This window comes from Paenibacillus sp. 10L310 (assembly GCF_056395745.1).
Genome location: NZ_JBFTKC010000026.1, coordinates 33900 through 54623, shown reverse-complemented (window position 1 = coordinate 54623; position 20724 = coordinate 33900). Strand labels below are relative to the sequence as shown.

The 20724-nt window shown below is 45.2% G+C and carries 35 protein-coding genes; all 35 read right to left on the bottom strand.

Translation table 11 applies throughout. From position 1 onward, the window contains the following. Positions 1–9: 9 nt before the first annotated feature. Complete coding sequence (rplM, locus tag AC1DE7_RS29295) at positions 10–447, bottom strand: 50S ribosomal protein L13 (protein ID WP_024633564.1); 438 nt, start codon at positions 445–447, stop codon at positions 10–12. A gap of 205 nt (positions 448–652) precedes the next feature. Next, positions 653–1426 carry a tRNA pseudouridine(38-40) synthase TruA gene (gene truA / locus AC1DE7_RS29290; protein WP_076216861.1) on the bottom strand — a complete coding sequence of 258 codons (774 nt, stop codon included), beginning with the start codon at positions 1424–1426 and terminating at the stop codon, positions 653–655. 159 nt (positions 1427–1585) lie between these two features. Next, on the bottom strand, positions 1586–1951 hold the full coding sequence (rplQ, locus tag AC1DE7_RS29285; RefSeq protein WP_017692102.1) for a 50S ribosomal protein L17: 366 nt from the start codon (positions 1949–1951) through the stop codon (positions 1586–1588). A 34-nt stretch (positions 1952–1985) separates the two neighbouring features. Continuing rightward, complete coding sequence (locus AC1DE7_RS29280; protein ID WP_017692101.1) at positions 1986–2930, bottom strand: DNA-directed RNA polymerase subunit alpha; 945 nt, start codon at positions 2928–2930, stop codon at positions 1986–1988. Between the two features lie 136 nt (positions 2931–3066). After that, the gene (rpsK, locus tag AC1DE7_RS29275) at positions 3067–3462 is read right to left on the bottom strand and encodes a 30S ribosomal protein S11 (protein WP_017692100.1); all 396 of its coding nucleotides are present in this window, start codon (positions 3460–3462) and stop codon (positions 3067–3069) included. Positions 3463–3481: 19 nt separating this feature from the next. Then, positions 3482–3850: a 30S ribosomal protein S13 gene (gene rpsM, locus AC1DE7_RS29270; RefSeq protein ID WP_036607200.1), complete on the bottom strand. Its 369-nt coding sequence runs from the start codon at positions 3848–3850 to the stop codon at positions 3482–3484. Positions 3851–3870: 20 nt separating this feature from the next. Next, positions 3871–3984: a 50S ribosomal protein L36 gene (gene rpmJ / locus AC1DE7_RS29265; RefSeq protein ID WP_003333770.1), complete on the bottom strand. Its 114-nt coding sequence runs from the start codon at positions 3982–3984 to the stop codon at positions 3871–3873. Positions 3985–4136: 152 nt separating this feature from the next. Further along, positions 4137–4352, bottom strand: a complete 216-nt coding sequence (gene infA, locus AC1DE7_RS29260) for a translation initiation factor IF-1 (RefSeq protein ID WP_017692098.1) — start codon at positions 4350–4352, stop codon at positions 4137–4139. Positions 4353–4355: 3 nt separating this feature from the next. Next, positions 4356–4664, bottom strand: coding sequence for a KOW domain-containing RNA-binding protein (locus tag AC1DE7_RS29255; protein ID WP_036607194.1), 309 nt, complete (start codon positions 4662–4664; stop codon positions 4356–4358). 10 nt (positions 4665–4674) lie between these two features. Beyond that, positions 4675–5427, bottom strand: coding sequence for a type I methionyl aminopeptidase (gene map, locus AC1DE7_RS29250; RefSeq protein ID WP_477535707.1), 753 nt, complete (start codon positions 5425–5427; stop codon positions 4675–4677). 3 nt (positions 5428–5430) lie between these two features. Further along, positions 5431–6075 carry an adenylate kinase gene (locus AC1DE7_RS29245; protein ID WP_036607188.1) on the bottom strand — a complete coding sequence of 215 codons (645 nt, stop codon included), beginning with the start codon at positions 6073–6075 and terminating at the stop codon, positions 5431–5433. A 90-nt stretch (positions 6076–6165) separates the two neighbouring features. Continuing rightward, a complete protein-coding gene (gene secY, locus AC1DE7_RS29240) occupies positions 6166–7464 on the bottom strand; it encodes a preprotein translocase subunit SecY (protein WP_017692094.1) in 1299 nt (432 codons plus the stop codon). Then, positions 7464–7904 (bottom strand): 50S ribosomal protein L15, encoded by a 441-nt coding sequence (rplO, locus tag AC1DE7_RS29235; protein ID WP_091020538.1) that lies wholly within the window; start codon positions 7902–7904, stop codon positions 7464–7466. The genes secY and rplO overlap by 1 nt, the downstream gene beginning before the upstream one ends. A gap of 43 nt (positions 7905–7947) precedes the next feature. Beyond that, positions 7948–8133 carry a 50S ribosomal protein L30 gene (rpmD, locus tag AC1DE7_RS29230; RefSeq protein ID WP_017692092.1) on the bottom strand — a complete coding sequence of 62 codons (186 nt, stop codon included), beginning with the start codon at positions 8131–8133 and terminating at the stop codon, positions 7948–7950. 13 nt (positions 8134–8146) lie between these two features. Next, a complete protein-coding gene (rpsE, locus tag AC1DE7_RS29225) occupies positions 8147–8644 on the bottom strand; it encodes a 30S ribosomal protein S5 (protein ID WP_017692091.1) in 498 nt (165 codons plus the stop codon). A gap of 27 nt (positions 8645–8671) precedes the next feature. Continuing rightward, positions 8672–9040 (bottom strand): 50S ribosomal protein L18, encoded by a 369-nt coding sequence (rplR, locus tag AC1DE7_RS29220; RefSeq protein WP_017692090.1) that lies wholly within the window; start codon positions 9038–9040, stop codon positions 8672–8674. A gap of 117 nt (positions 9041–9157) precedes the next feature. After that, entirely contained in the window at positions 9158–9700 is a 543-nt protein-coding gene (gene rplF / locus AC1DE7_RS29215) for a 50S ribosomal protein L6 (protein ID WP_017692089.1), read from the bottom strand. Between the two features lie 30 nt (positions 9701–9730). Further along, the gene (gene rpsH, locus AC1DE7_RS29210) at positions 9731–10129 is read right to left on the bottom strand and encodes a 30S ribosomal protein S8 (protein ID WP_017692088.1); all 399 of its coding nucleotides are present in this window, start codon (positions 10127–10129) and stop codon (positions 9731–9733) included. 32 nt (positions 10130–10161) lie between these two features. Then, positions 10162–10347 carry a type Z 30S ribosomal protein S14 gene (locus tag AC1DE7_RS29205; protein ID WP_013312154.1) on the bottom strand — a complete coding sequence of 62 codons (186 nt, stop codon included), beginning with the start codon at positions 10345–10347 and terminating at the stop codon, positions 10162–10164. Positions 10348–10420: 73 nt separating this feature from the next. After that, a complete protein-coding gene (rplE, locus tag AC1DE7_RS29200; RefSeq protein WP_017692087.1) occupies positions 10421–10963 on the bottom strand; it encodes a 50S ribosomal protein L5 in 543 nt (180 codons plus the stop codon). A gap of 32 nt (positions 10964–10995) precedes the next feature. Then, entirely contained in the window at positions 10996–11349 is a 354-nt protein-coding gene (rplX, locus tag AC1DE7_RS29195; protein WP_017692086.1) for a 50S ribosomal protein L24, read from the bottom strand. 39 nt (positions 11350–11388) lie between these two features. Next, the gene (gene rplN / locus AC1DE7_RS29190) at positions 11389–11757 is read right to left on the bottom strand and encodes a 50S ribosomal protein L14 (protein WP_017692085.1); all 369 of its coding nucleotides are present in this window, start codon (positions 11755–11757) and stop codon (positions 11389–11391) included. Between the two features lie 35 nt (positions 11758–11792). Then, entirely contained in the window at positions 11793–12059 is a 267-nt protein-coding gene (gene rpsQ / locus AC1DE7_RS29185) for a 30S ribosomal protein S17 (RefSeq protein WP_017692084.1), read from the bottom strand. Between the two features lie 48 nt (positions 12060–12107). Further along, positions 12108–12305, bottom strand: a complete 198-nt coding sequence (gene rpmC, locus AC1DE7_RS29180) for a 50S ribosomal protein L29 (protein WP_017692083.1) — start codon at positions 12303–12305, stop codon at positions 12108–12110. Then, positions 12295–12729, bottom strand: a complete 435-nt coding sequence (gene rplP, locus AC1DE7_RS29175) for a 50S ribosomal protein L16 (RefSeq protein WP_017692082.1) — start codon at positions 12727–12729, stop codon at positions 12295–12297. Before rplP ends, rpmC begins: the two co-directional genes overlap by 11 nt. Before the next feature lie 2 nt (positions 12730–12731). After that, entirely contained in the window at positions 12732–13397 is a 666-nt protein-coding gene (rpsC, locus tag AC1DE7_RS29170) for a 30S ribosomal protein S3 (protein WP_036607182.1), read from the bottom strand. A 15-nt stretch (positions 13398–13412) separates the two neighbouring features. Beyond that, the gene (gene rplV, locus AC1DE7_RS29165; protein ID WP_036607180.1) at positions 13413–13745 is read right to left on the bottom strand and encodes a 50S ribosomal protein L22; all 333 of its coding nucleotides are present in this window, start codon (positions 13743–13745) and stop codon (positions 13413–13415) included. Between the two features lie 35 nt (positions 13746–13780). Then, complete coding sequence (gene rpsS / locus AC1DE7_RS29160; RefSeq protein WP_017692079.1) at positions 13781–14059, bottom strand: 30S ribosomal protein S19; 279 nt, start codon at positions 14057–14059, stop codon at positions 13781–13783. Between the two features lie 71 nt (positions 14060–14130). Then, positions 14131–14961: a 50S ribosomal protein L2 gene (gene rplB / locus AC1DE7_RS29155; RefSeq protein ID WP_017692078.1), complete on the bottom strand. Its 831-nt coding sequence runs from the start codon at positions 14959–14961 to the stop codon at positions 14131–14133. A gap of 30 nt (positions 14962–14991) precedes the next feature. After that, on the bottom strand, positions 14992–15282 hold the full coding sequence (rplW, locus tag AC1DE7_RS29150; protein ID WP_017692077.1) for a 50S ribosomal protein L23: 291 nt from the start codon (positions 15280–15282) through the stop codon (positions 14992–14994). Next, positions 15282–15905 carry a 50S ribosomal protein L4 gene (gene rplD / locus AC1DE7_RS29145; protein ID WP_017692076.1) on the bottom strand — a complete coding sequence of 208 codons (624 nt, stop codon included), beginning with the start codon at positions 15903–15905 and terminating at the stop codon, positions 15282–15284. Before rplD ends, rplW begins: the two co-directional genes overlap by 1 nt. Positions 15906–15930: 25 nt before the next feature. Then, positions 15931–16554 (bottom strand): 50S ribosomal protein L3, encoded by a 624-nt coding sequence (gene rplC / locus AC1DE7_RS29140; RefSeq protein ID WP_017692075.1) that lies wholly within the window; start codon positions 16552–16554, stop codon positions 15931–15933. A gap of 46 nt (positions 16555–16600) precedes the next feature. Further along, a complete protein-coding gene (gene rpsJ / locus AC1DE7_RS29135) occupies positions 16601–16909 on the bottom strand; it encodes a 30S ribosomal protein S10 (RefSeq protein ID WP_017692074.1) in 309 nt (102 codons plus the stop codon). Positions 16910–17345: 436 nt separating this feature from the next. Next, entirely contained in the window at positions 17346–18536 is a 1191-nt protein-coding gene (tuf, locus tag AC1DE7_RS29130) for an elongation factor Tu (protein ID WP_017692073.1), read from the bottom strand. Between the two features lie 95 nt (positions 18537–18631). Beyond that, positions 18632–20710: an elongation factor G gene (fusA, locus tag AC1DE7_RS29125; protein WP_036607177.1), complete on the bottom strand. Its 2079-nt coding sequence runs from the start codon at positions 20708–20710 to the stop codon at positions 18632–18634. Positions 20711–20724: the final 14 nt, after the last annotated feature.

Genomic DNA, 20724 nt, shown 5'->3' with positions numbered 1-20724 from the left:
TCCTTTTAATTAACCGCGAAGTTCGTAAACTTCTGGTTTTTGTGCTGCATGTGGATGCTCAGTGCCTCTGTACGCTTTAAGTCTCAACTTCATTTTCTCGCCCATGCGAGTTTTAGGAAGCATACCGCGAACAGCCAATTCCAACATACGCTCAGGTTTGTTTTTAACCATCTCTTCAGCTGTAGTTACTTTCAAACCACCTGGGTGCATTGAGTGACGGTAGTATTTTTTACCTTGCATTTTCTTACCAGTCAATACGATTTTCTCAGCATTGATGATAACAACGAAATCGCCAGTGTCCACATGTGGAGTGAATTGTGGCTTGTGTTTGCCGCGAATCAAAGCTGCTGCTTCGCTCGCCAAACGTCCGAGGGTTTTGCCTTCAGCATCAATGATGTGCCATTGGCGCTCAACTTCGTTAGGCTTCGCCATGTACGTAGTACGCATGAAAAGTTCCTCCTTAAAATGTTCAAAATCATCATTTTCATTTATCTTCGTTCGTTAAGTTATAACTTTAGGTGTTGATGGATTGTAAATTTGATGTGAAACTCTTAATTGGGGCTGTGGGAAAGCCATTAAGAAAACACAACTTTTATATTACATGATAGGCGATTAAATCGCAAGTGTTAATTAAGCTTTTCACTCACCAAATTCAATCTTTTTTGTATTCAAGATCCCAGAGCATTAAACCGCAGCTAACTGCAGTAGGTCCTGCAGCAGATCGATTACATGCAGCAATCATATTTGGTACATCAGAGGCTTTCCGTTTGCCCTCTCCGATCTCCAGCAGTGTCCCTACAATGATACGAACCATATGCTGCAAAAAGCCGTTACCACTCACATAAATGTGAATGACACCCTGATCGCGCGGATGGTCTCTGCACATTGATCGGTCCACTTCCATCCATGCTTCGTACACCGAACGGACATGATTCTCTTTCTGAGACTTGCGTGAAGCAAAAGAGGTAAAATCATACGTCCCTATGAAATGTCGTAAGCCCTCCTGCATTGCCATAATATCAAGCTTCGCATGATGATGATATTGCAGTCTTCTGTTGAATACATCCGGAAATTGATTCGCATTGACTGTATAACGATACGTTTTCTTTTTCGCTGCATAGCGAGAATGAAAATCAGCCGAAACTTCAATCGCATCAATAACGACAATATCGGAGGGTAATCTGGAGTTGAGTGCAATACACCAACGTTCAATCGGGATCTGGGACTCCGTAGGAAAATTGAAGATTTGTCTGCGGGCGTGAACACCTGCATCTGTTCGGCCTGAACCTGTAATTTTAACCTTCTCACCGGTTAAAGCACGAATCGCATCTTCAAGATGATCCTGAATGGTATTCCCACCCGGCTGTACTTGGAAGCCGTAATAGGCAGTGCCATCATAAGTTAACGTCATACATAAGTTTCGCATTAATACCACACCTTTGTTCCATACTATACATATCCCTATCCCGAACAGCAAAAGAAGCCCCTTACGGAGCTTCTATTACAGCACGAATTCCGAAATGAAGAGAAAAAAAGGGTTAATCCAGAATCGTTGATTCTGTCCCCTTTCCTCATCTCATCTGTTTTACGCGCGGTCTACCAGTTCCAAGTAAACCATTGGCGCTGCGTCACCACGACGAGGTCCCAGTTTCAAGATACGAGTGTATCCACCTGGACGCTCAGCGTAACGACCGGACAATTCGCTAAACAGTTTTTGGATTGCATCTTGCTCACCATCGATAGTTTCGCGGCGAACATAAGCTGCCACTTGGCGACGGGCATGAAGATCTCCCTTTTTCGCTTTAGTGATCAGTTTTTCAGCAATAGAGCGAACCTCTTTTGCTTTCGCTTCAGTTGTCTGAATGCGTTCGTATAAGAACAGGTCGGTTACCAGGTCACGGAACAAAGCTTTACGTGCGCTGGAATTACGGCCCAACTTTTGGTATGCCATTGTTTTCCCTCCTTCACTTCAAGCACTCGGCTGTCTATTCTTCTGTACGGAGTCCCAAACCAAGTTCCTCAAGCTTCTCTTGAACTTCTTCCAAAGACTTGCGTCCGAGGTTACGGACTTTCATCATGTCTTCTTCCGTTTTCGTAGTCAGCTCTTGCACGGTATTAATACCGGCACGTTTGAGGCAGTTGTAGGAACGAACAGAGAGATCCAGCTCTTCGATCGTCATTTCGAGTACTTTTTCTTTTTTGTCTTCTTCTTTTTCGACCATGATTTCTGCATCTTTCGCTTCGTCTGTAAGACCCACGAAGAGCATCAAATGCTCAGTCAAAATTTTAGCGCCGAGGCTTACAGCCTCTTCAGGACGAATACTTCCATCAGTCCAAACTTCCAACGTGAGTTTGTCATAGTTGGTCACTTGACCGACACGCGTATTTTCCACAGCGTAGTTAACGCGACTGATCGGGGTGAAGATGGAATCGACTGGGATGACGCCGATCGGCTGGTCATCGCGTTTATTCCGATCTGCCTGGACGTAGCCGCGACCGCGATTGGCAAAAATACGCATGTGAAGTCTCGAACCTGGTCCGAGCGTAGCAATGTGCAAATCCGGATTAAGGATTTCCACATCGGAGTCAGCACGGATATCTCCAGCCGTAATTGCTCCTTCGCCTTCAGCATCAATCTCGAGCACTTTCTCCTCGTCTGAATGAATCTTAAGCGACAAAGCTTTCAGGTTAAGAATAACCTCCGTTACATCTTCCATTACGCCAGGAACTGTAGCAAATTCATGCAGAACGCCATCGATTTGAACCGAAGACACTGCCGCACCCGGCAGTGACGAGAGCAAGATTCGGCGAAGCGAGTTTCCAAGCGTCGTACCGTATCCGCGCTCAAGCGGTTCTACTACGAATTTCCCATAGGTGCCATCATCGTTGACGTCTACCGTCTCAATTTTCGGCTTTTCGATTTCAATCACTGCAATACCCCTCCTTCAAAACGTCGGTCCTCTATGAAACATTTACCTTCTCTTGCGAAAACATGTAGTAGTATGCCTAAACAACCATTATTAGCAGATTGTGCCGGAAATATACCACACGCAGGGGCAAATCTCATTAGACACGACGACGTTTTGGAGGACGGCATCCGTTATGCGGGACTGGAGTTACGTCTTTGATCAGGTTAACTTCAAGACCAGCAGCTTGCAAAGAGCGGATCGCTGCTTCACGGCCTGCGCCTGGTCCTTTAACCATAACCTCAACGGCTTTCATCCCATGTTCCATTGCAGCTTTGGCAGCAGTCTCAGCAGCCATTTGTGCAGCAAACGGAGTCGATTTACGGGAACCTCTGAATCCGAGGCCGCCGGAGCTTGCCCACGAAATTGCGTTTCCGTGAGGATCCGTAATAGTAACGATAGTGTTATTGAAAGTGGAACGGATATGCGCCACGCCAGATTCAATATTCTTACGGTCACGACGTTTAGTACGTACGACTTTTTTCGGTTTAGCCATTTTCTCTTATCCCCCCTTATTATTTCTTCTTGTTCGCTACTGTACGACGAGGACCTTTACGAGTACGAGCATTCGTTTTCGTACGTTGTCCACGAACAGGCAGACCACGACGATGACGAACTCCACGGTAACAACCGATCTCCGTCAAACGTTTAATATTCAAAGAGATTTCTCGACGCAGGTCACCTTCTACTTTGACCTCTTTATCGATACTTTCACGCAATTTGCTGACTTCATCTTCCGTCAAATCACGAACACGAGTGTCCGGATTGATGCCTGTTGTGCTCAGAATTTTCTGGGAAGTCGTTTTACCGATTCCGAAAATATAAGTCAAGGCGATCTCAACGCGCTTATCACGTGGCAAATCCACACCAGATATACGTGCCATTTTACGCTACACCCCCTTCTTTAACCTTGTTTTTGTTTGTGTTTCGGATTTTCACAGATAACCATAACATTCCCTTTGCGGCGAATGACTTTGCACTTTTCGCAAATCGGCTTGACCGAAGGTCTTACCTTCATGTGAATTACCTCCTCAAAGTTTTGCTAAGCAAAACCCTCTTCGTAAGCATTGACCTTGTTCTACTATTGTAAAACCGGCTTCGAAGCTTTCGCAAGTTTTGCCGGGCAAAACCCGCTACATAAGCTTCACAGTTCATTGCAACTGTCTACTACTATTTACGGTAAGTTATGCGACCTTTTGTTAAATCATAAGGCGACAACTGAACAACTACTTTGTCTCCAGTCAGGATACGGATAAAGTGCATCCGCAGTTTTCCGGAAACGTGAGCGAGAATTTGATGACCGTTCTCAAGCTCAACCTTGAATGTTGCATTCGGTAGCGGTTCGAGAACCGTACCTTCCACTTCAATGACATCTTCCTTAGCCATTAGTCAGTCTCCTTTCTCTTCAGCTTGAATGTTGGTGGATTCCAGAAATGAATGAACCGCGTAACGGAGCTTTCCATTTGTCACCCGACCACTCTCGTTTAAACTGTTCACAACCTCGCTGCTAATCATGGGCTGGAGCTCAAGATGAAGAAGATTCTTCTTCTTTGGTTGATCAAACTTACGTTTGTCTCCATCCGCAATATATACGAACTTACCGTCCGCTATAGCAACAATTACTGCGGCTTGGTCCGCATTGCGGCCTTTACGGATCTTCACAAGTTGACCGAGCTGCGGATTAGACTGACTGTTCATGCCTCATCACCTACGCATTCAGTTTCGTGAAAATTTCCATACCATCTGGTGTAACTGCTACGGTGTGTTCAAAGTGTGCACATAACTTACCATCAACCGTGACGACAGTCCAGTTATCTTCCAACGTTTTCACATACCGTCTACCTACGTTAACCATCGGCTCTATGGCCAGCACCATGCCCGCTTTAAGCCGTGGTCCCCGATCGGGAAGACCATAGTTCGGAATCTGTGGTTCTTCGTGCAGATCTGCGCCTATGCCGTGACCGACATATTCACGAACTACGGAGAACCCTTCATCTTCAATATATTTCTGAATCGCATGAGATATTGTAAACAAGCGAGCGTCCGGTTTTACCAGCGCCAGACCTGCGTATAACGAAGCCTCGGTAACGTCCAGAAGACGACGGGCTTCTTCGGAAATACGGCCGACCGGATAAGTCCAGGCGGAATCTCCATGATACCCCTGGTACTGCGCGCCAATGTCAAACGTAACGATATCGCCCTCGTTCAACTTGCGTTTGCCGGGAAATCCATGTACCAACTCTTCATTGACTGAAGCGCACACACTGGCAGGGAAACCGTTATAACCTTTGAAAGACGGCACAGCTCCTTGACTGCGGATATATTGATCAGCCATATGGTCAAGTTCTCCAGTCGTAATACCGGGAGCGATATGCTCTGCCAAGAGACGATGCGTTTCCGCAACAATTCTCCCTGCTTCCCTCATCAAGCCCAGTTCCGTTTCGGACTTACCAATGATCATCAATTAACCTCTCAGTAAGGACACGATTTCTTGAGAAACTTGATCGATATCCTGTTCTCCGTTCATTTGACGAAGAAGACCTTTAGTCTCATAGAACGTGAGGAGTGGTGCTGTTTTGTTGATATACTCGTCCAGTCGTGTACCTACACTCTCTTCATTATCATCAGAGCGTTGATACAACTCACCAGCGCATTTATCACAAATACCTTCCTGCTTAGGCGGATTGAATACCACATGATAAGTGGAACCACAGTTTTTACAAATTCGACGACCCGTCAAACGAGCGAGCAATTTGTTGCGATCCACTTTCAGGTTGATTACATGATCGAGACCTGAGTTCAATCGATCCAGAATGCCATCGAGCGCTTCTGCTTGCGAAAGGGTTCTTGGAAATCCGTCCAAGAGGAAACCTTCTCTGCAGTCAGGCTGCTGCAAACGTTCTTCAACGATGCCAATGGTTACATCATCTGGTACAAGCAATCCTTGATCCATATATTCCTTGGCTTTCATGCCAATGGGAGTTCCCTGTTTGATCGCGAGACGAAATGCATCGCCTGTTGAAATATGGGGAATACCGAACTCTTTCACGATGACGTCTGCTTGCGTTCCTTTTCCTGCCCCCGGAGGGCCCATGAATAGGATGTTCACGTTATGTCACTCCCTCCAAGACTACCCTACATCAACAAACAGCACAATAGGTGCCGGCAAGTAAATCTTCACTCGACCGGTACCTATTGCCTATTTATTGATAAAACCTTTGTAGTGGCGTTTGATCAATTGGCTTTCGATTTGCTTCATCGTATCCAGCGCAACACCGATAACGATCAGGAGGGATGTTCCTCCAATTTGCGCAGATTGAGGCAAACCAGACAGTGCCCCCAAGATTACAGGCAGAACGGAAATGACTGCCAAGAACATGGCACCGGCCATTGTCAAACGAGTCATGACACGGGTCAGATATTTCTCGGTTGCTTTACCCGGGCGAATGCCTGGGATGTAACCGCCGTTCTTTTTCATATTATCAGCCATCTGCTGTGGATTCATCTGTACGAAAGTATAGAAGAATGTGAAACCGAAGATCATCACGACATACAACAACATACCCAGAGGTTTGTGTGTAGTCAGGTTCTGTCCGATCCACTGTGCCCAAAGGCGATCTGCCCAGAAGTTGGCGATGATCGTCGGGAACATCAACAACGATGATGCGAAGATGACAGGGATAACACCTGCTGCATTAATTTTCAGCGGGATATGTGTATTCTGTCCACCGTACATTTTGTTACCTACGACACGTTTAGCGTACTGTACCGGAATTTTCCGAATCGCCTGCTGAATGTAAATGACCCCTATGATGATCAACACAATAACAATTGCGATGATAACACCTTTAAGAATATTCATAAACAGTTGGTCAGGTTGAATGAAGTCGGATTCGATCGTTTGTTTGATAATGTTAGGCACCGTAGATAGGATACCCGCAAAGATCAAGATCGAAATCCCGTTTCCTATGCCCTTCTCGGTGATCTGCTCACCAAGCCACATCAGGAATGAAGTACCGGCCGTAAGTACAATCGCGATCAAGATATAATCTGCAAATGTAGCGTTAGGAATCATGTCTGTATTGTACAAGCGGTTGAATCCGATCGACGTACCAAACGCTTGAATCAATGCCAGGCCAATCGTTAAATAACGGGTCAATTGTGCAGATTTCTTCTTACCTTGTTCACCTTGCTTTGCCCACTCCGCTAATTTAGGAATAACGTCCATGGAAAGCAACTGTACTATGATAGACGCAGTGATGTAAGGCACGATCCCGAGCGCAAATATCGAGAACTGGAAGAGCGCTCCACCCGAGAACGTATTGAGAAGTCCAAAAACTTCTTTACCCGCAGAATTTGTCGCTTCGAACACGTCTTTGTTAACTCCCGGTACGGGAACAAAGGAGCCGATGCGGTAAATGATCAGTACAAAAAGGGTAAATAATACCCTTTTGCGCAGATCTTCAACCCGCCAGATATTCTTTAGGGTCTTGAACATTAAATCACCTCGGTTGTACCGCCGGCAGCTTCAATTTTCTCAATAGCAGATTGAGAAAACTTGTTAGCTTTAACAGTCAGCTTCACAGTGACATCACCGTTACCCAGGATTTTGATTCCGGATTTAGCGTTTTTAACTACGCCGTTCGTCATCAAGAATTCTGGAGTTACTTCAGTACCCGCAGCAAAACTGTTCAGGTCTTCAGTATTCACAACTGCATATTCTTTGCGAGTTGGGTTTACAAAACCACGTTTTGGCAAGCGACGATACAATGGATTTTGTCCACCTTCGAAGCCTGGACGTACTCCACCGCCAGAACGAGAATTTTGTCCTTTGTGACCGCGACCTGATGTTTTACCTGTACCACTACTTGGACCGCGACCAACACGTTTACGTTCTTTGCGGGATCCAGGAGATGGTGAAAGCTCATGTAACTTCATCGTTCGTTGCACCTCCTTAAAGATTTGTGGGATTAACCCGATATTAAGCTTCTACTTCTTTAACAGCAACCAAGTGGCTTACTTTGTTAATCATACCACGGATGGCAGGATTATCGTTTTGTACCACTTTGCTATTGATTTTGCGCAAACCCAATGTTTTCACAGTTGTTCTTTGCGTCTCCGGACGTCCGATCAAACTGCGGACGAGGGTAATTTCTAATTTAGCCATGAGAATTCCCTCCTTAACCCAGAAGCTCTTCGACGGATTTTCCGCGCAGTTTAGCCACGTCTTCAGCACGCTTCAAACGGGACAAACCTTCCAAAGTCGCATTGACCATGTTCATGGAATTCGAAGAACCCAGAGATTTTGTCAAAATGTCACCTACACCAGCAAGTTCGAGAACCGCACGTACAGGACCACCAGCGATAACACCAGTACCTTCAGATGCTGGTTTCAACAGCACGCGTCCTGCGCCGAACTTACCTGTTACCAAGTGAGGAATCGATGTTCCTACGAGTGGAACGTGTACAAGGTTTTTCTTAGCGTCTTCAATACCTTTGCGAATTGCATCAGGTACTTCGCCCGCTTTACCGATACCAGCTCCAACCCAGCCGTTGCCGTCGCCGACTACAACCAGTGCGCTAAAGCTGAAACGGCGTCCGCCTTTTACTACTTTAGCTACGCGATTAATATTTACAACTCTTTCAGTCAGTTCCAAAGTATTCGGATCTACACGCAAGTCGTTAACCTCCTTTTGAAAAATATCTTAAAACTCAAGTCCTGCTTCACGAGCCGCTTCAGCCAATGCTGCGATACGACCATGGTACAGATAACCGCTACGGTCAAATACGATGTTGGAAACACCTTTGTCTTTCGCACGTTTAGCAACGAGTTCGCCAACTTTACGAGCTGATTCAACAGATGCACCATTTTTGATGTCAGTGCTCAATTCTTTGTCTACGGTAGACGCGGAAGCGATTGTTACACCAGCAACATCATCGATGATTTGAGCATACATATGTTTACCAGAACGGAATACGTTCAAACGAGGACGTGCTGCCGTTCCTTGGATTTTCTTACGAACACGAAGGTGTCTTTTCAGACGAGCCTTATTTTTATCTGGTTTCGTAATCATCTCAAAGATTCACTCCTTTCAGGTTACCTCGCTGGCTTCAAAGCAGAAGCCACGGGGTATATTAGAAACACACGAAGCAAGCAAGCCGAAAGCCGCGCAAAGGCGGTAAGAGAAATCTTATTTCTTCTTACCGGCTTTACCTTCCTTACGGATGATACGCTCGCCTTCATATTTAATACCTTTACCTTTGTACGGCTCAGGTTCACGTACGGAACGGATTTTAGCAGCGTAAGCACCTACACGCTCTTTGTCAATTCCGCGAACGATGATTTTTGTATTCGAAGGTACTTCGAATTCGATTCCCGCTTCCGGTGTAATTTCAACCGGGTGAGAGTAACCAACGTTCAGAACGATTTTATCTCCGGATTTGCTTGCACGATATCCGACCCCAACCAATTCCAGAGATTTCGCGAATCCTTCAGTAACGCCGCTCACCATATTGTTTACAACGCTACGCGTTGTGCCGTGCAAAGAACGGTGAGTTTTGTTATCGGAAGGACGCACAACTGTGATTTCGTTATTTTCAACTGTAACCTTCATGTCTTTATGAAGCTCACGAGTCAAAGTTCCTTTAGGTCCTTTTACCGTAATAACGGTGTTGTCCAGGGTGATGTCTACACCACTTGGTACTGTGATTGGTTTGCGACCAATACGAGACATATGTTGCACCTCCTATCTTGTGACGTTATATTACCAAACGTAGCAAACGACTTCTCCGCCGGATTTCGATTGACGAGCTTCTTTGTCCGTCATGATACCTTTAGATGTCGAGATGATCGCGATTCCCAGGCCACCAAGTACACGAGGTACTTCGTTGCTTTTCGTGTAAACACGAAGACCAGGTTTACTGATTCTTTTCAGACCAGTGATAACGCGCTCGTTATTTTGACCGTATTTCAGGAAAACACGGATAATCCCTTGTTTGTTATCATCGATAACTTCAGCGTCACGGATGAAACCTTCACGCTTCAGGATATCGGCGATTTGTTTTTTCATTGTTGAAGCAGGCATTTCTACCGTTTCGTGACGAACAGTGTTCGCGTTACGAATACGAGTAAGCATATCTGCAATTGGATCAGACATAGTCATTGTGAGTTAACCTCCTTCCCGTTCAGGACTTTTTACCAGCTTGCTTTTTTCACGCCAGGGATCTGGCCTTTATAAGCTAATTCACGGAAACAAATTCTGCAAATTTTGAACTTTTGCAGGACCGAATGTGGACGTCCGCAACGCTCACAGCGTGTATATGCACGTACTTTAAACTTAGGTGTACGTTGTTGTTTAACTTTCATCGAAGTTTTTGCCACTTAGCCTGACACCTCCTAAATAATTTCGGAGAAAAGGGAGTCTTTCCAGACACCCGGAAACGTTATGCCAACATTACTTAACGAAAGGCATTCCCATTTGCGTAAGCAATTCACGGGACTCTTCGTCTGTTTTCGCCGTTGTTACAATGACAATATCCATACCGCGGACTTTATCAACTTTATCGTATTCGATCTCCGGGAAGATCAATTGCTCTTTCAGACCCAGTGTATAGTTACCACGTCCATCGAAAGCATTACTCGATACACCGCGGAAGTCGCGGACACGAGGAAGCGTTACGTTGAGCAGCTTATCTAGGAAGAAGTACATACGCTCACCGCGTAATGTAACTTTCGCACCGATAGGCATATTCTCACGCAGTTTGAAACCTGCGATAGATTTTTTAGCACGAGTGATTACAGGTTTTTGACCCGCGATCAGTTGCAAATCGTTTACTGCAGAATCCAACACTTTAGAGTTTTGGACAGCGTCGCCCACACCCATGTTGATAACGATTTTCTCGATTTTCGGCACTTGCATTACCGTTGTATAGTTAAACTTCTGCATCAAAGCAGGAGCGATTTCTTGCAGGTAACGTTCTTTCATTCTTGATGCCATGAATCATAGCCCTCCTTTCTCATTCGGTTCAATTAGTCGATAATTTCTCCGGAACGTTTAGCAACGCGCACTTTCTTACCGTTATCCAAAACTTTGTAACCTACACGGGTTACTTTTCCGCTCTTCGGATCGATGTGCATTACGTTGGAAACGTGAATCGGAGCTTCCTTCTCGATAATGCCGCCTTGCGGATTTTGCTGGTTAGGCTTCTGGTGTTTTTTCACCATGTTAACACCTTCCACAAGGACGCGGTTCTCACGAGGATAAGCAGCGATGACACGGCCTTTTTTACCTTTGTCTTTACCGCTGATCACCATAACCGTATCTTCCTTTTTAACGTGAAGTTTGTTGTTATGGGATTCCAGAACTTTTTTCACTCTTGGCATTTCGTACACCTCCTGTTTCTAACATCACGAGATTAAGCTTTAGATAACTTCTGGAGCCAAGGAAACGATTTTCATGAAGTCTTTATCGCGAAGTTCGCGAGCAACTGGTCCGAAAATACGTGTTCCACGTGGGCTTCTGTCGTCTTTTACAACAACCGCTGCATTTTCATCAAAACCGATGTAGGAACCGTCTTTACGACGTACAGAACGTTTCGTACGAACGACAACCGCTCTAACTACATCACCTTTTTTGACAACGCCGCCTGGTGTTGCTTGTTTAACAGAACAAACGATCAGATCACCGATTTGAGCTGTACGACGTCCCGTACCGCCGAGTACGCGGATACACATCAGTTCCTTCGCACCGGAGTTGTCGGCCACAGTCAAACGTGTAAATGGTTGAATCATTTAGTATTCCTCCTTTCAGCAATGCTGCTGATGCATTAGATGATAACCGCTTTTTCTACGATTTCAGTAAGTCTCCAGCGTTTATCTTTCGAAAGCGGACGAGTCTCCATGATTTTCACCGTGTCACCGATTTTCGCAGTGTTTTCTTCGTCATGCGCTTTGAATTTTTTAGTAACCTTAATGCGTTTATGGTACAAGTTGTGTTTTTTGTAAGTTTCTACAGCAACAACAATCGTTTTGTCCATTTTATCGCTGACCACTTTACCAGTTTGCACTTTACGTGCGTTACGTTCTTCGCTCATTGTTGGCCTCCTTCCTGATTACGGACGGATTGTCCATCCTATCCCTAATTAACCGATTCCCAATTCTCTCTCACGGATAATGGTTTTAGCACGAGCTATTTCTTTCCGCACATCACGGATGCGAGTCGGGTTATCCAGCTGACCGGTAGCTAATTGAAAGCGGAGGTTAAAGAGTTCTTCTTTAAATCCGGCAATCTTTTGCTCGATTTCAGCAGAGGTTAGGTTGCGAAATTCACTAGCTTTCATTTGCTTCACCACCCAATTCTTCACGTTTCACGAACTTCGTTTTGATTGGCAGTTTGTGAGCGGCAAGACGCATTGCTTCGCGTGCAATTTCCTCCGGTACACCAGCAAGTTCAAACATGATCTTACCTGGTTTCACTACTGCAACCCATTTTTCTACGTTACCTTTACCGCTACCCATCCGAACCTCGAGAGGCTTTTGAGTGATTGGTTTGTCTGGGAAAATTTTGATCCAAACTTTACCACCACGTTTGATGTAACGAGTCATCGCAATACGAGCCGCTTCGATTTGACGGTTCGTAATCCAAGCCGGTTCCGTAGCTTGCAGACCGTATTCGCCAAAGTTCAGAGTCGTTCCGCCTTTAGCTTGGCCTTTCATATGTCCACGTTGTTGCTTACGGTGTTTTACGCGTTTTGGTACCAACATGATTAGTTGCCTCCTTCCTTAGCAGCTTGTTTCTTAGCCGTAGGAAGAACCTCTCCACGATAGATCCATACTTTTACGCCGATAAGTCCGTAAGTAGTATGAGCCTCTGCTGTACCGTAGTCAATGTCAGCACGCAGTGTGTGCAGTGGAACAGTTCCTTCGCTGTAGCCTTCAGAACGTGCGATCTCAGCACCGCCAAGACGTCCGCCTACTTGAGTTTTGATACCTTTAGCACCGGAGCGCATAGTTCTTTGAATTGCTTGTTTCAGAGCACGACGGAAAGAAACACGACGTTCCAATTGTTGTGCAATGCTTTCAGCTACAAGAACAGCGTCCAAGTCTTGGTTCTTAATTTCAGAAATGTTGATGTGTACTTTTTTACCGCCAGCAATTTTCGTAATTTGGTTACGAAGATTTTCAACTTCCGAACCACCCTTACCAATAACCATACCTGGTTTAGCAGTGTGAATCGTTACGTTTACGCGGTTAGCCGCTCTCTCAATTTCTACACGAGATAAAGCGGAGTCTTTCAATTTATTTTTCAGGAATTCACGAATTCTCACGTCTTCCATCAAAAGATCACCGAAGTCTTTGCCTGCATACCACTTAGATTCCCAGTCACGGATAATTCCGACACGGAGTCCGACTGGATTTACCTTTTGGCCCACACATTTCCCCTCCTTCTACTTCTCAGATACCACCAAAGTAATGTGGCTAGTACGTTTGTTAATACGACTTGCACGTCCCATTGCACGAGGGCGGAAACGCTTCATTGTCGGTCCTTGGTTCACGTAAGCTTGCGAGATAACCAATTTGTTAACATCCAAAGAATAGTTATGTTCCGCATTCGCAATAGCGGAGTTAAGCAACTTCTCAACGATTGGAGAAGCAGATTTCGGAGTGTGACGGAGAATGGCAACCGCCTCACCTACTTGCTTGCCACGAATCAAGTCAACAACGAGTTGAGCTTTACGAGGAGCAATCCGGATAAACTTAGCATGTGCTTTTGCTTCCATTGTGTAACCTCCTTTCAAACATTAAAGATATTCATTTATCTTCTTGTTTTCTTATCATCAGCAGTATGGCCTTTGTACGTACGGGTTGGAGCGAACTCACCCAGTTTGTGTCCGACCATGTCCTCAGTTACATACACTGGCACGTGTTTACGACCATCGTAAACGCCAAATGTGTGTCCGATGAATTGCGGGAAAATTGTAGAACGACGGGACCAGGTTTTGATCACATTCTTCTTACCTGAAGCTTCCATCTCTTCTACCTTTTTAAGCATGTAGCCATCAATGAATGGCCCTTTTTTCAAACTGCGACCCATGTGGAGATCCTCCCTTCAAACATAGCTATTATGCATCCGCAGATGCCTCACGAAGTTATGCACAGTGTGTATTACTTCGTGCGGCGGCGAATGATGTATTTATCAGAAGCTTTATTTTTCTTACGCGTTTTGTAACCAAGTGTAGGTTTACCCCATGGTGACATTGGCGATTTACGTCCGATTGGAGCACGACCTTCACCACCACCGTGTGGGTGATCGTTAGGGTTCATTACTACACCACGAACCTCAGGACGTTTACCCAACCAACGGCTACGACCGGCTTTACCGATTTTGATGAGCTCGTGGTCTTGGTTACCTACAGATCCGATTGTCGCGCGGCAAACTTTCAAAATACGACGAACTTCTCCGGAAGAGAGACGAACGGAAACGTATTTTTCTTCTTTACCAAGCAATTGAGCTTCTGTACCAGCAGCACGAACCAATTGTCCGCCTTTACCTGGTTTCAACTCGATGTTGTGGATAACGGTACCTACTGGAATGTTTTCGAGTGGCAGTGCGTTACCGATTTTGATGTCTGATTCAGGTCCGGAGAACACTTGATCTCCAACTTTCAAACCTTTAGGAGCGATGATATAACGCTTTTCACCATCAGCATAGTGAATCAGAGCGATGTTGGATGTACGGTTCGGGTCATACTCAATCGTAGCAACGCGGCCCGGTATTCCATCTTTAGTACGTTTGAAGTCAATGATACGGTATTTACGTTTGTGTCCACCACCATGGTGACGAACTGTAATTTTACCTTGGTTGTTGCGGCCTGCTTGTTTGCTCAACGGGGCCAACAACGATTTCTCCGGCTGATTTGTGGTGATTTCCTCAAATGTAGAAACGGACATGTTCCGTCTTGCCGGGGATGTTGGTTTATACTTTTTGATTGGCACTGGGTTTCCCTCCTTACTTCAAAAATTCAATTATACAGTTTCAAAGAACTCAAGCGTTTTGCTGTCTTTTGTCAACGTTACAAACGCTTTTTTCCATTCGCTAGTATATCCGGAATAACGTCCGTACCGTTTCGGCTTAGCTGGAACACGAAGCGTGTTCACGTTTTTCACTTTTACATTGAAAATAGCTTCTACTGCCTTTTTGATCTCGGTTTTGTTTGCACGGATATCGACTTCAAATACATATTTCAAGTCGTTCATCATGTCAGCAGTACGTTCCGTAATAATCGGACGTTTTACAATATCACGAGGATCCTTCATTACGCGAGCACCTCCTCTACCTTCTGAACTGCTTCTTTCGTAATGATCAATTTGTCGTGCGAGAGCACGTCAAGAACATTAATACCGTCAGCAGCTACGAATTTCACGCCTGGAATATTCCGTGCGGAAAGAGCTACATTATCATCATAGCTAGGAGCTACAATCAAAGCTTTACGTCCCACTTTGAGGTTACTCAAGATGGCTGCAAATTCTTTAGTTTTAGGCGTGCTCAACGTGAGAGCGTCCAAAACGATAATGTCATTGTCAAGCACTTTGGATGAAAGGGCTGATTTGATCGCCAAGCGGCGAACTTTCTTAGGCAGTTTATACGCATAGCTCCGTGGTGTTGGACCAAATACGATACCGCCGCCTTTCCATTGTGGTGAACGAATTGAACCTTGACGAGCGCGACCTGTACCTTTTTGTTTCCAAGGCTTACGTCCACCGCCACGAACTTCAGAACGTCCTTTTACTTTGTGGGTACCTTGACGAAGGGAAGCGCGTTGCATAAGAACTGCATCGTACAGAACGTGTTGGTTCGGCTCAATTCCGAAAACCGCATCGTTCAATTCAACTTCGCCTACTTGGCTACCATCTACATTGTAAACTGATACTTTTGGCATTTTGTGTTCCTCCTTTCTTCAGTGGTTATTTTTTCACCGTTTCTTTAACTCTAATGAGACTGTTTTTCGGTCCAGGAATGGAACCTTTCACGAGCAACACGTTACGCTCAGCGTCTACTTTAACTACTTCAAGACGTTGGATTGTAATAGTATCATGTCCCATGTGTCCTGGCAGGCGTTTGCCTTTAGGAACGCGGTTAGCTTGGATCGAACCCATTGAACCAGGGCCACGGTGGTAACGCGAACCGTGTGACATAGGTCCAGTGCTTTGTCCCCAACGTTTGATAACGCCGGCAAAACCTTTACCTTTAGAAATACCCGTTACGTCAACGAATTCGCCTTCAGCGAAAATGTCAGCTTTCAGTTCTTGGCCAACTTCATATTCTGCGATGTTGATACCGCGAACTTCACGAACGTAGCGCTTAGGGGCAGTGTTCGCTTTTTTAGCGTGACCTGCTTCTGGCTTGTTAGCATTTTTCTCTTTCTTATCGGAGTAACCGATTTGAATTGCTTCGTAGCCATCGTTCTCAATGTCTTTCTTTTGCAAAACAACACAAGGGCCTGCTTCGATAACCGTTACTGGAACGACGTTACCTTCAGGAGTAAATACTTGAGTCATTCCGAGTTTTTTTCCTAAGATTGCTTTCATGTTGACACCTCTTTTCCTTTATACATGGTCTTTGTTGTAGCTTATATTACAATTTAATTTCGATATCTACACCGGACGGCAGATCCAAGCGCATCAAGGCATCCACAGTTTGTGGAGTCGGGTTAACGATGTCGATCAAACGTTTATGTGTACGTTGTTCGAATTGTTCCCGAGAATCCTTGTACTTGTGCACCGCACGAAGAATAGTAATGATTTGTTTTTCAGTAGGAAGCGGAATCGGACCGGATACACCAGCACCCGAACGTTTTGCTGTTTCAACAATTTTCTCCGCGGATTGATCAAGAATTCTGTGGTCGTAAGCTTTCAAACGAATACGAATTTTTTGCTTTGCCATTTTAGTCCCTCCTTCTATCGCCCAATTTTTTATCGGACATACTCCGTGAAAATTTTCTAGCCACTCTCCCATGGCAAAGGGGCCGGGTGTGCCAGTAACCTCTCACATCATCGCAACGTCACAGAACAACATTCATTATTATATAGAAAAGATAGGCGTATTGCAAGCATATTTAAGAAAAACATTTAAACTTATCTTTTCTGATGAAATGACTTCGTTTATTGCAGTGTTAATCTTCAATATCCAGGCTGCCTTGCCAATCCTTCTAAACACGTAAATGATGTTCATTTCGTATGACGCAGGTTCCGAACTTTAAACATAATAAAAGAGTTCTCTATCCGATGTCGGATAAAGAACTCTTCCGAAGCTTCGTTACAATACAATGTTACTCGTTCCAGTACACTGTTACATATGCTTTATTCAGCGTTAAGCCGAATTATTTTTGGATAGATGCTACGGAACCGGCACCTACTGTACGTCCGCCTTCACGAATGGAGAATTTAGTTCCTTCTTCAATCGCGATTGGGGAGATCAGGGAAACAGTAACAGTGATGTTATCACCAGGCATTACCATTTCAGTACCTTCAGGCAAGTTGATGATGCCTGTTACGTCAGTTGTACGGAAGTAGAACTGTGGACGGTAACCAGTGAAGAATGGTTTGTGACGTCCGCCCTCTTCTTTAGTCAGAACGTAGATTTGAGCTGTGAATTCTGTGTGTGGCTTAACAGAACCTGGTTTTGCAAGTACTTGACCACGCTCGATTTGAGTACGGTCAACACCACGCAACAATGCACCGATGTTGTCACCCGCTTGAGCGGAATCCAACAATTTACGGAACATCTCAACGCCTGTTACAACGGATTTTTTAGTTTCTTCAGTGATACCAACGATTTCGATCTCTTCGCCGACTTTAACAGTACCACGCTCTACACGGCCAGTAGCAACAGTACCACGACCAGTGATGGAGAATACGTCCTCGACAGGCATCAAGAAAGGCTTGTCAGTTTGACGCTCAGGCAGTGGGATGTAAGTGTCGATCTCTTTGAACATCTCAACGATTTTTTGAGCCCATTCGCCATCTGGGTTTGCCAGAGCTTCACGAGCGGATCCACGAGTGATTGGAGTATCGTCACCTGGGAACTCATATTCGTTAAGAAGGTCGCGAACTTCCATCTCAACCAATTCCAACAACTCTTCGTCTTCAACCATGTCACATTTGTTCAAGAATACAACAATGTAAGGTACGCCTACTTGACGGGAGAGCAAGATGTGCTCACGAGTTTGTGGCATTGGGCCGTCTGCTGCGGATACTACCAAGATAGCTCCATCCATTTGAGCCGCACCAGTGATCATGTTTTTAACATAGTCGGCGTGACCTGGGCAGTCAACGTGAGCGTAGTGACGAGTGTCAGTTTCGTACTCAACGTGTGATGTGGAGATTGTGATACCGCGTTCGCGCTCTTCTGGAGCTTTGTCGATTTGGTCGAATGCAATTGCAGCACCACCGTAAGTTTTGGACAATACAGTTGTGATTGCAGCAGTCAGAGTTGTTTTACCGTGATCGACGTGACCAATAGTACCGATGTTAACGTGGGGTTTATTACGTTCGTATTTAGCCTTTGCCATTTGAACGTGGCCTCCTTAAAATTATAATTTTATGTTTTCACTGAATGAAGTGCTCCGAATTAAATTCTTATGCACTTGCATCCAGTGTGAGAAAACTACTCGGTGCCTTTTGTTTTGGCAACGATTTCTTCAGCGATGCTCTTAGGAACTTCTTCATAGTGAGAGAGTTCCATGGAGAATACGCCGCGTCCTTGAGTACCGGAACGAAGAGTTGTAGAGTAACCAAACATTTCAGACAGAGGTACCTTAGCACGGATGATTTGAGCTCCACTACGGGAATCCATACCTTCGATGCGGCCACGACGGGAGTTCAACATACCCATTACGTCACCCATGTACTCTTCTGGAACAGTTACTTCTACTTTCATGATAGGCTCAAGCAGAACTGGTTTACACTTGTCTTTAGCCGCTTTAAGCGCCATAGATCCGGCAATTTTAAATGCCATCTCATTGGAATCGACATCATGGTAAGATCCGTCTACGATTGTAGCCTTAACATCAACAAGCGGGAAGCCTGCAATAACGCCGTTTTTCATTTGCTCTTCAATCCCTGACAGTGCAGGTTGAATGTATTCTCTTGGTACGGAACCACCGACAACCTTACTTTCGAACTGGCTGCCTGTACCCGGCTCGAGAGGTTCGAATTCAACCCATACGTGACCGTATTGACCACGACCACCGGATTGACGTACGAATTTACCTTCAACGCGCGCTGGAGCACGGAATGTTTCACGGTAAGCTACTTGTGGTTTACCCACAGTAGTTTCAACCTTGAACTCACGACGCATACGGTCGATGATGATATCAAGGTGAAGCTCACCCATACCTGCCAAGATCGTTTGGCCTGTTTCTTCGTCAGTATGAGCACGAAGAGTTGGATCCTCTTCAGTCAACTTACCGAGAGCAACACCCAGTTTATCCTGGTCAGCTTTGGTTTTAGGTTCAACAGCGATTTCGATAACCGGATCAGGGAAGTTCATTGACTCCAGGATAACCGGATTTTTCTCATCACATAGTGTATCACCTGTACCTGTATCTTTCAAACCTACGGCAGCTGCAATATCACCGGAGTAAACTACAGTGATTTCTTGACGGCTGTTCGCATGCATTTGAAGGATACGACCGATACGCTCACGTTTGTTTTTAGTGGCATTCAATACATATGATCCGGATTGAAGAACACCAGAGTATACGCGGAAGAATGTCAATTTACCAACGTAAGGGTCAGTCATAATTTTGAATGCCAATGCGGAGAATGGCTCTTCATCGGATGACTTACGAATTGCTTCAGTTCCATCTTCAAGATGTCCCGTGATCGATGCAACATCTGTTGGAGCTGGCAAGTAGTCGATAACAGCATCCAACATCAGTTGAACACCTTTGTTACGATATGAGGATCCACAGATAACTGGGAAGATCTTAACATCTACAACACCTTTACGGAGTACGGTTTTGATCTCATCAATTGTGATCTCTTCGCCTTCCAGGTATTTCATTGTCAAATCTTCATCCAGTTCAGCAACGCGCTCAATCAACTCGTTGCGAAGTTCTTCAACTTGATCTGCAAACTCTGCAGGAATGTCGGTTTCTTCGATATCTTGACCAAGGTCATCTTTGTACATATGAGCTCTTTGTGCAACGATATCGATGATACCTTTGAAATCATTTTCAGCGCCGATTGGAAGTTGAATCGCAACAGCGTTCGCTTGAAGGCGATCACGCATGTCAGATACAACGTTCAGGAAGTCAGCACCGATGATATCCATTTTGTTTACATATGCGATACGAGGTACGCCGTACTTGTCAGCCTGTCTCCATACGGTTTCGGACTGAGGCTCAACGCCTTCTTTCGCACTGAATACACCAACTGCTCCGTCCAATACACGAAGGGAACGTTCAACTTCAACAGTGAAGTCAACGTGTCCCGGGGTATCAATAATATTAACGCGGTGGCCTTTCCAAGCAGCGGTAGTTGCAGCGGAAGTAATCGTAATTCCGCGCTCCTGTTCCTGTTCCATCCAGTCCATTGTCGCAGCGCCTTCGTGTACTTCACCGATTTTGTGCGTACGTCCTGTGTAAAACAGGATCCGCTCAGTTGTCGTGGTTTTACCCGCATCAATATGAGCCATGATCCCGATATTACGTGTATTTTTTAAGGAGAACTCTCTAGCCATGAAATGGGTCTCCC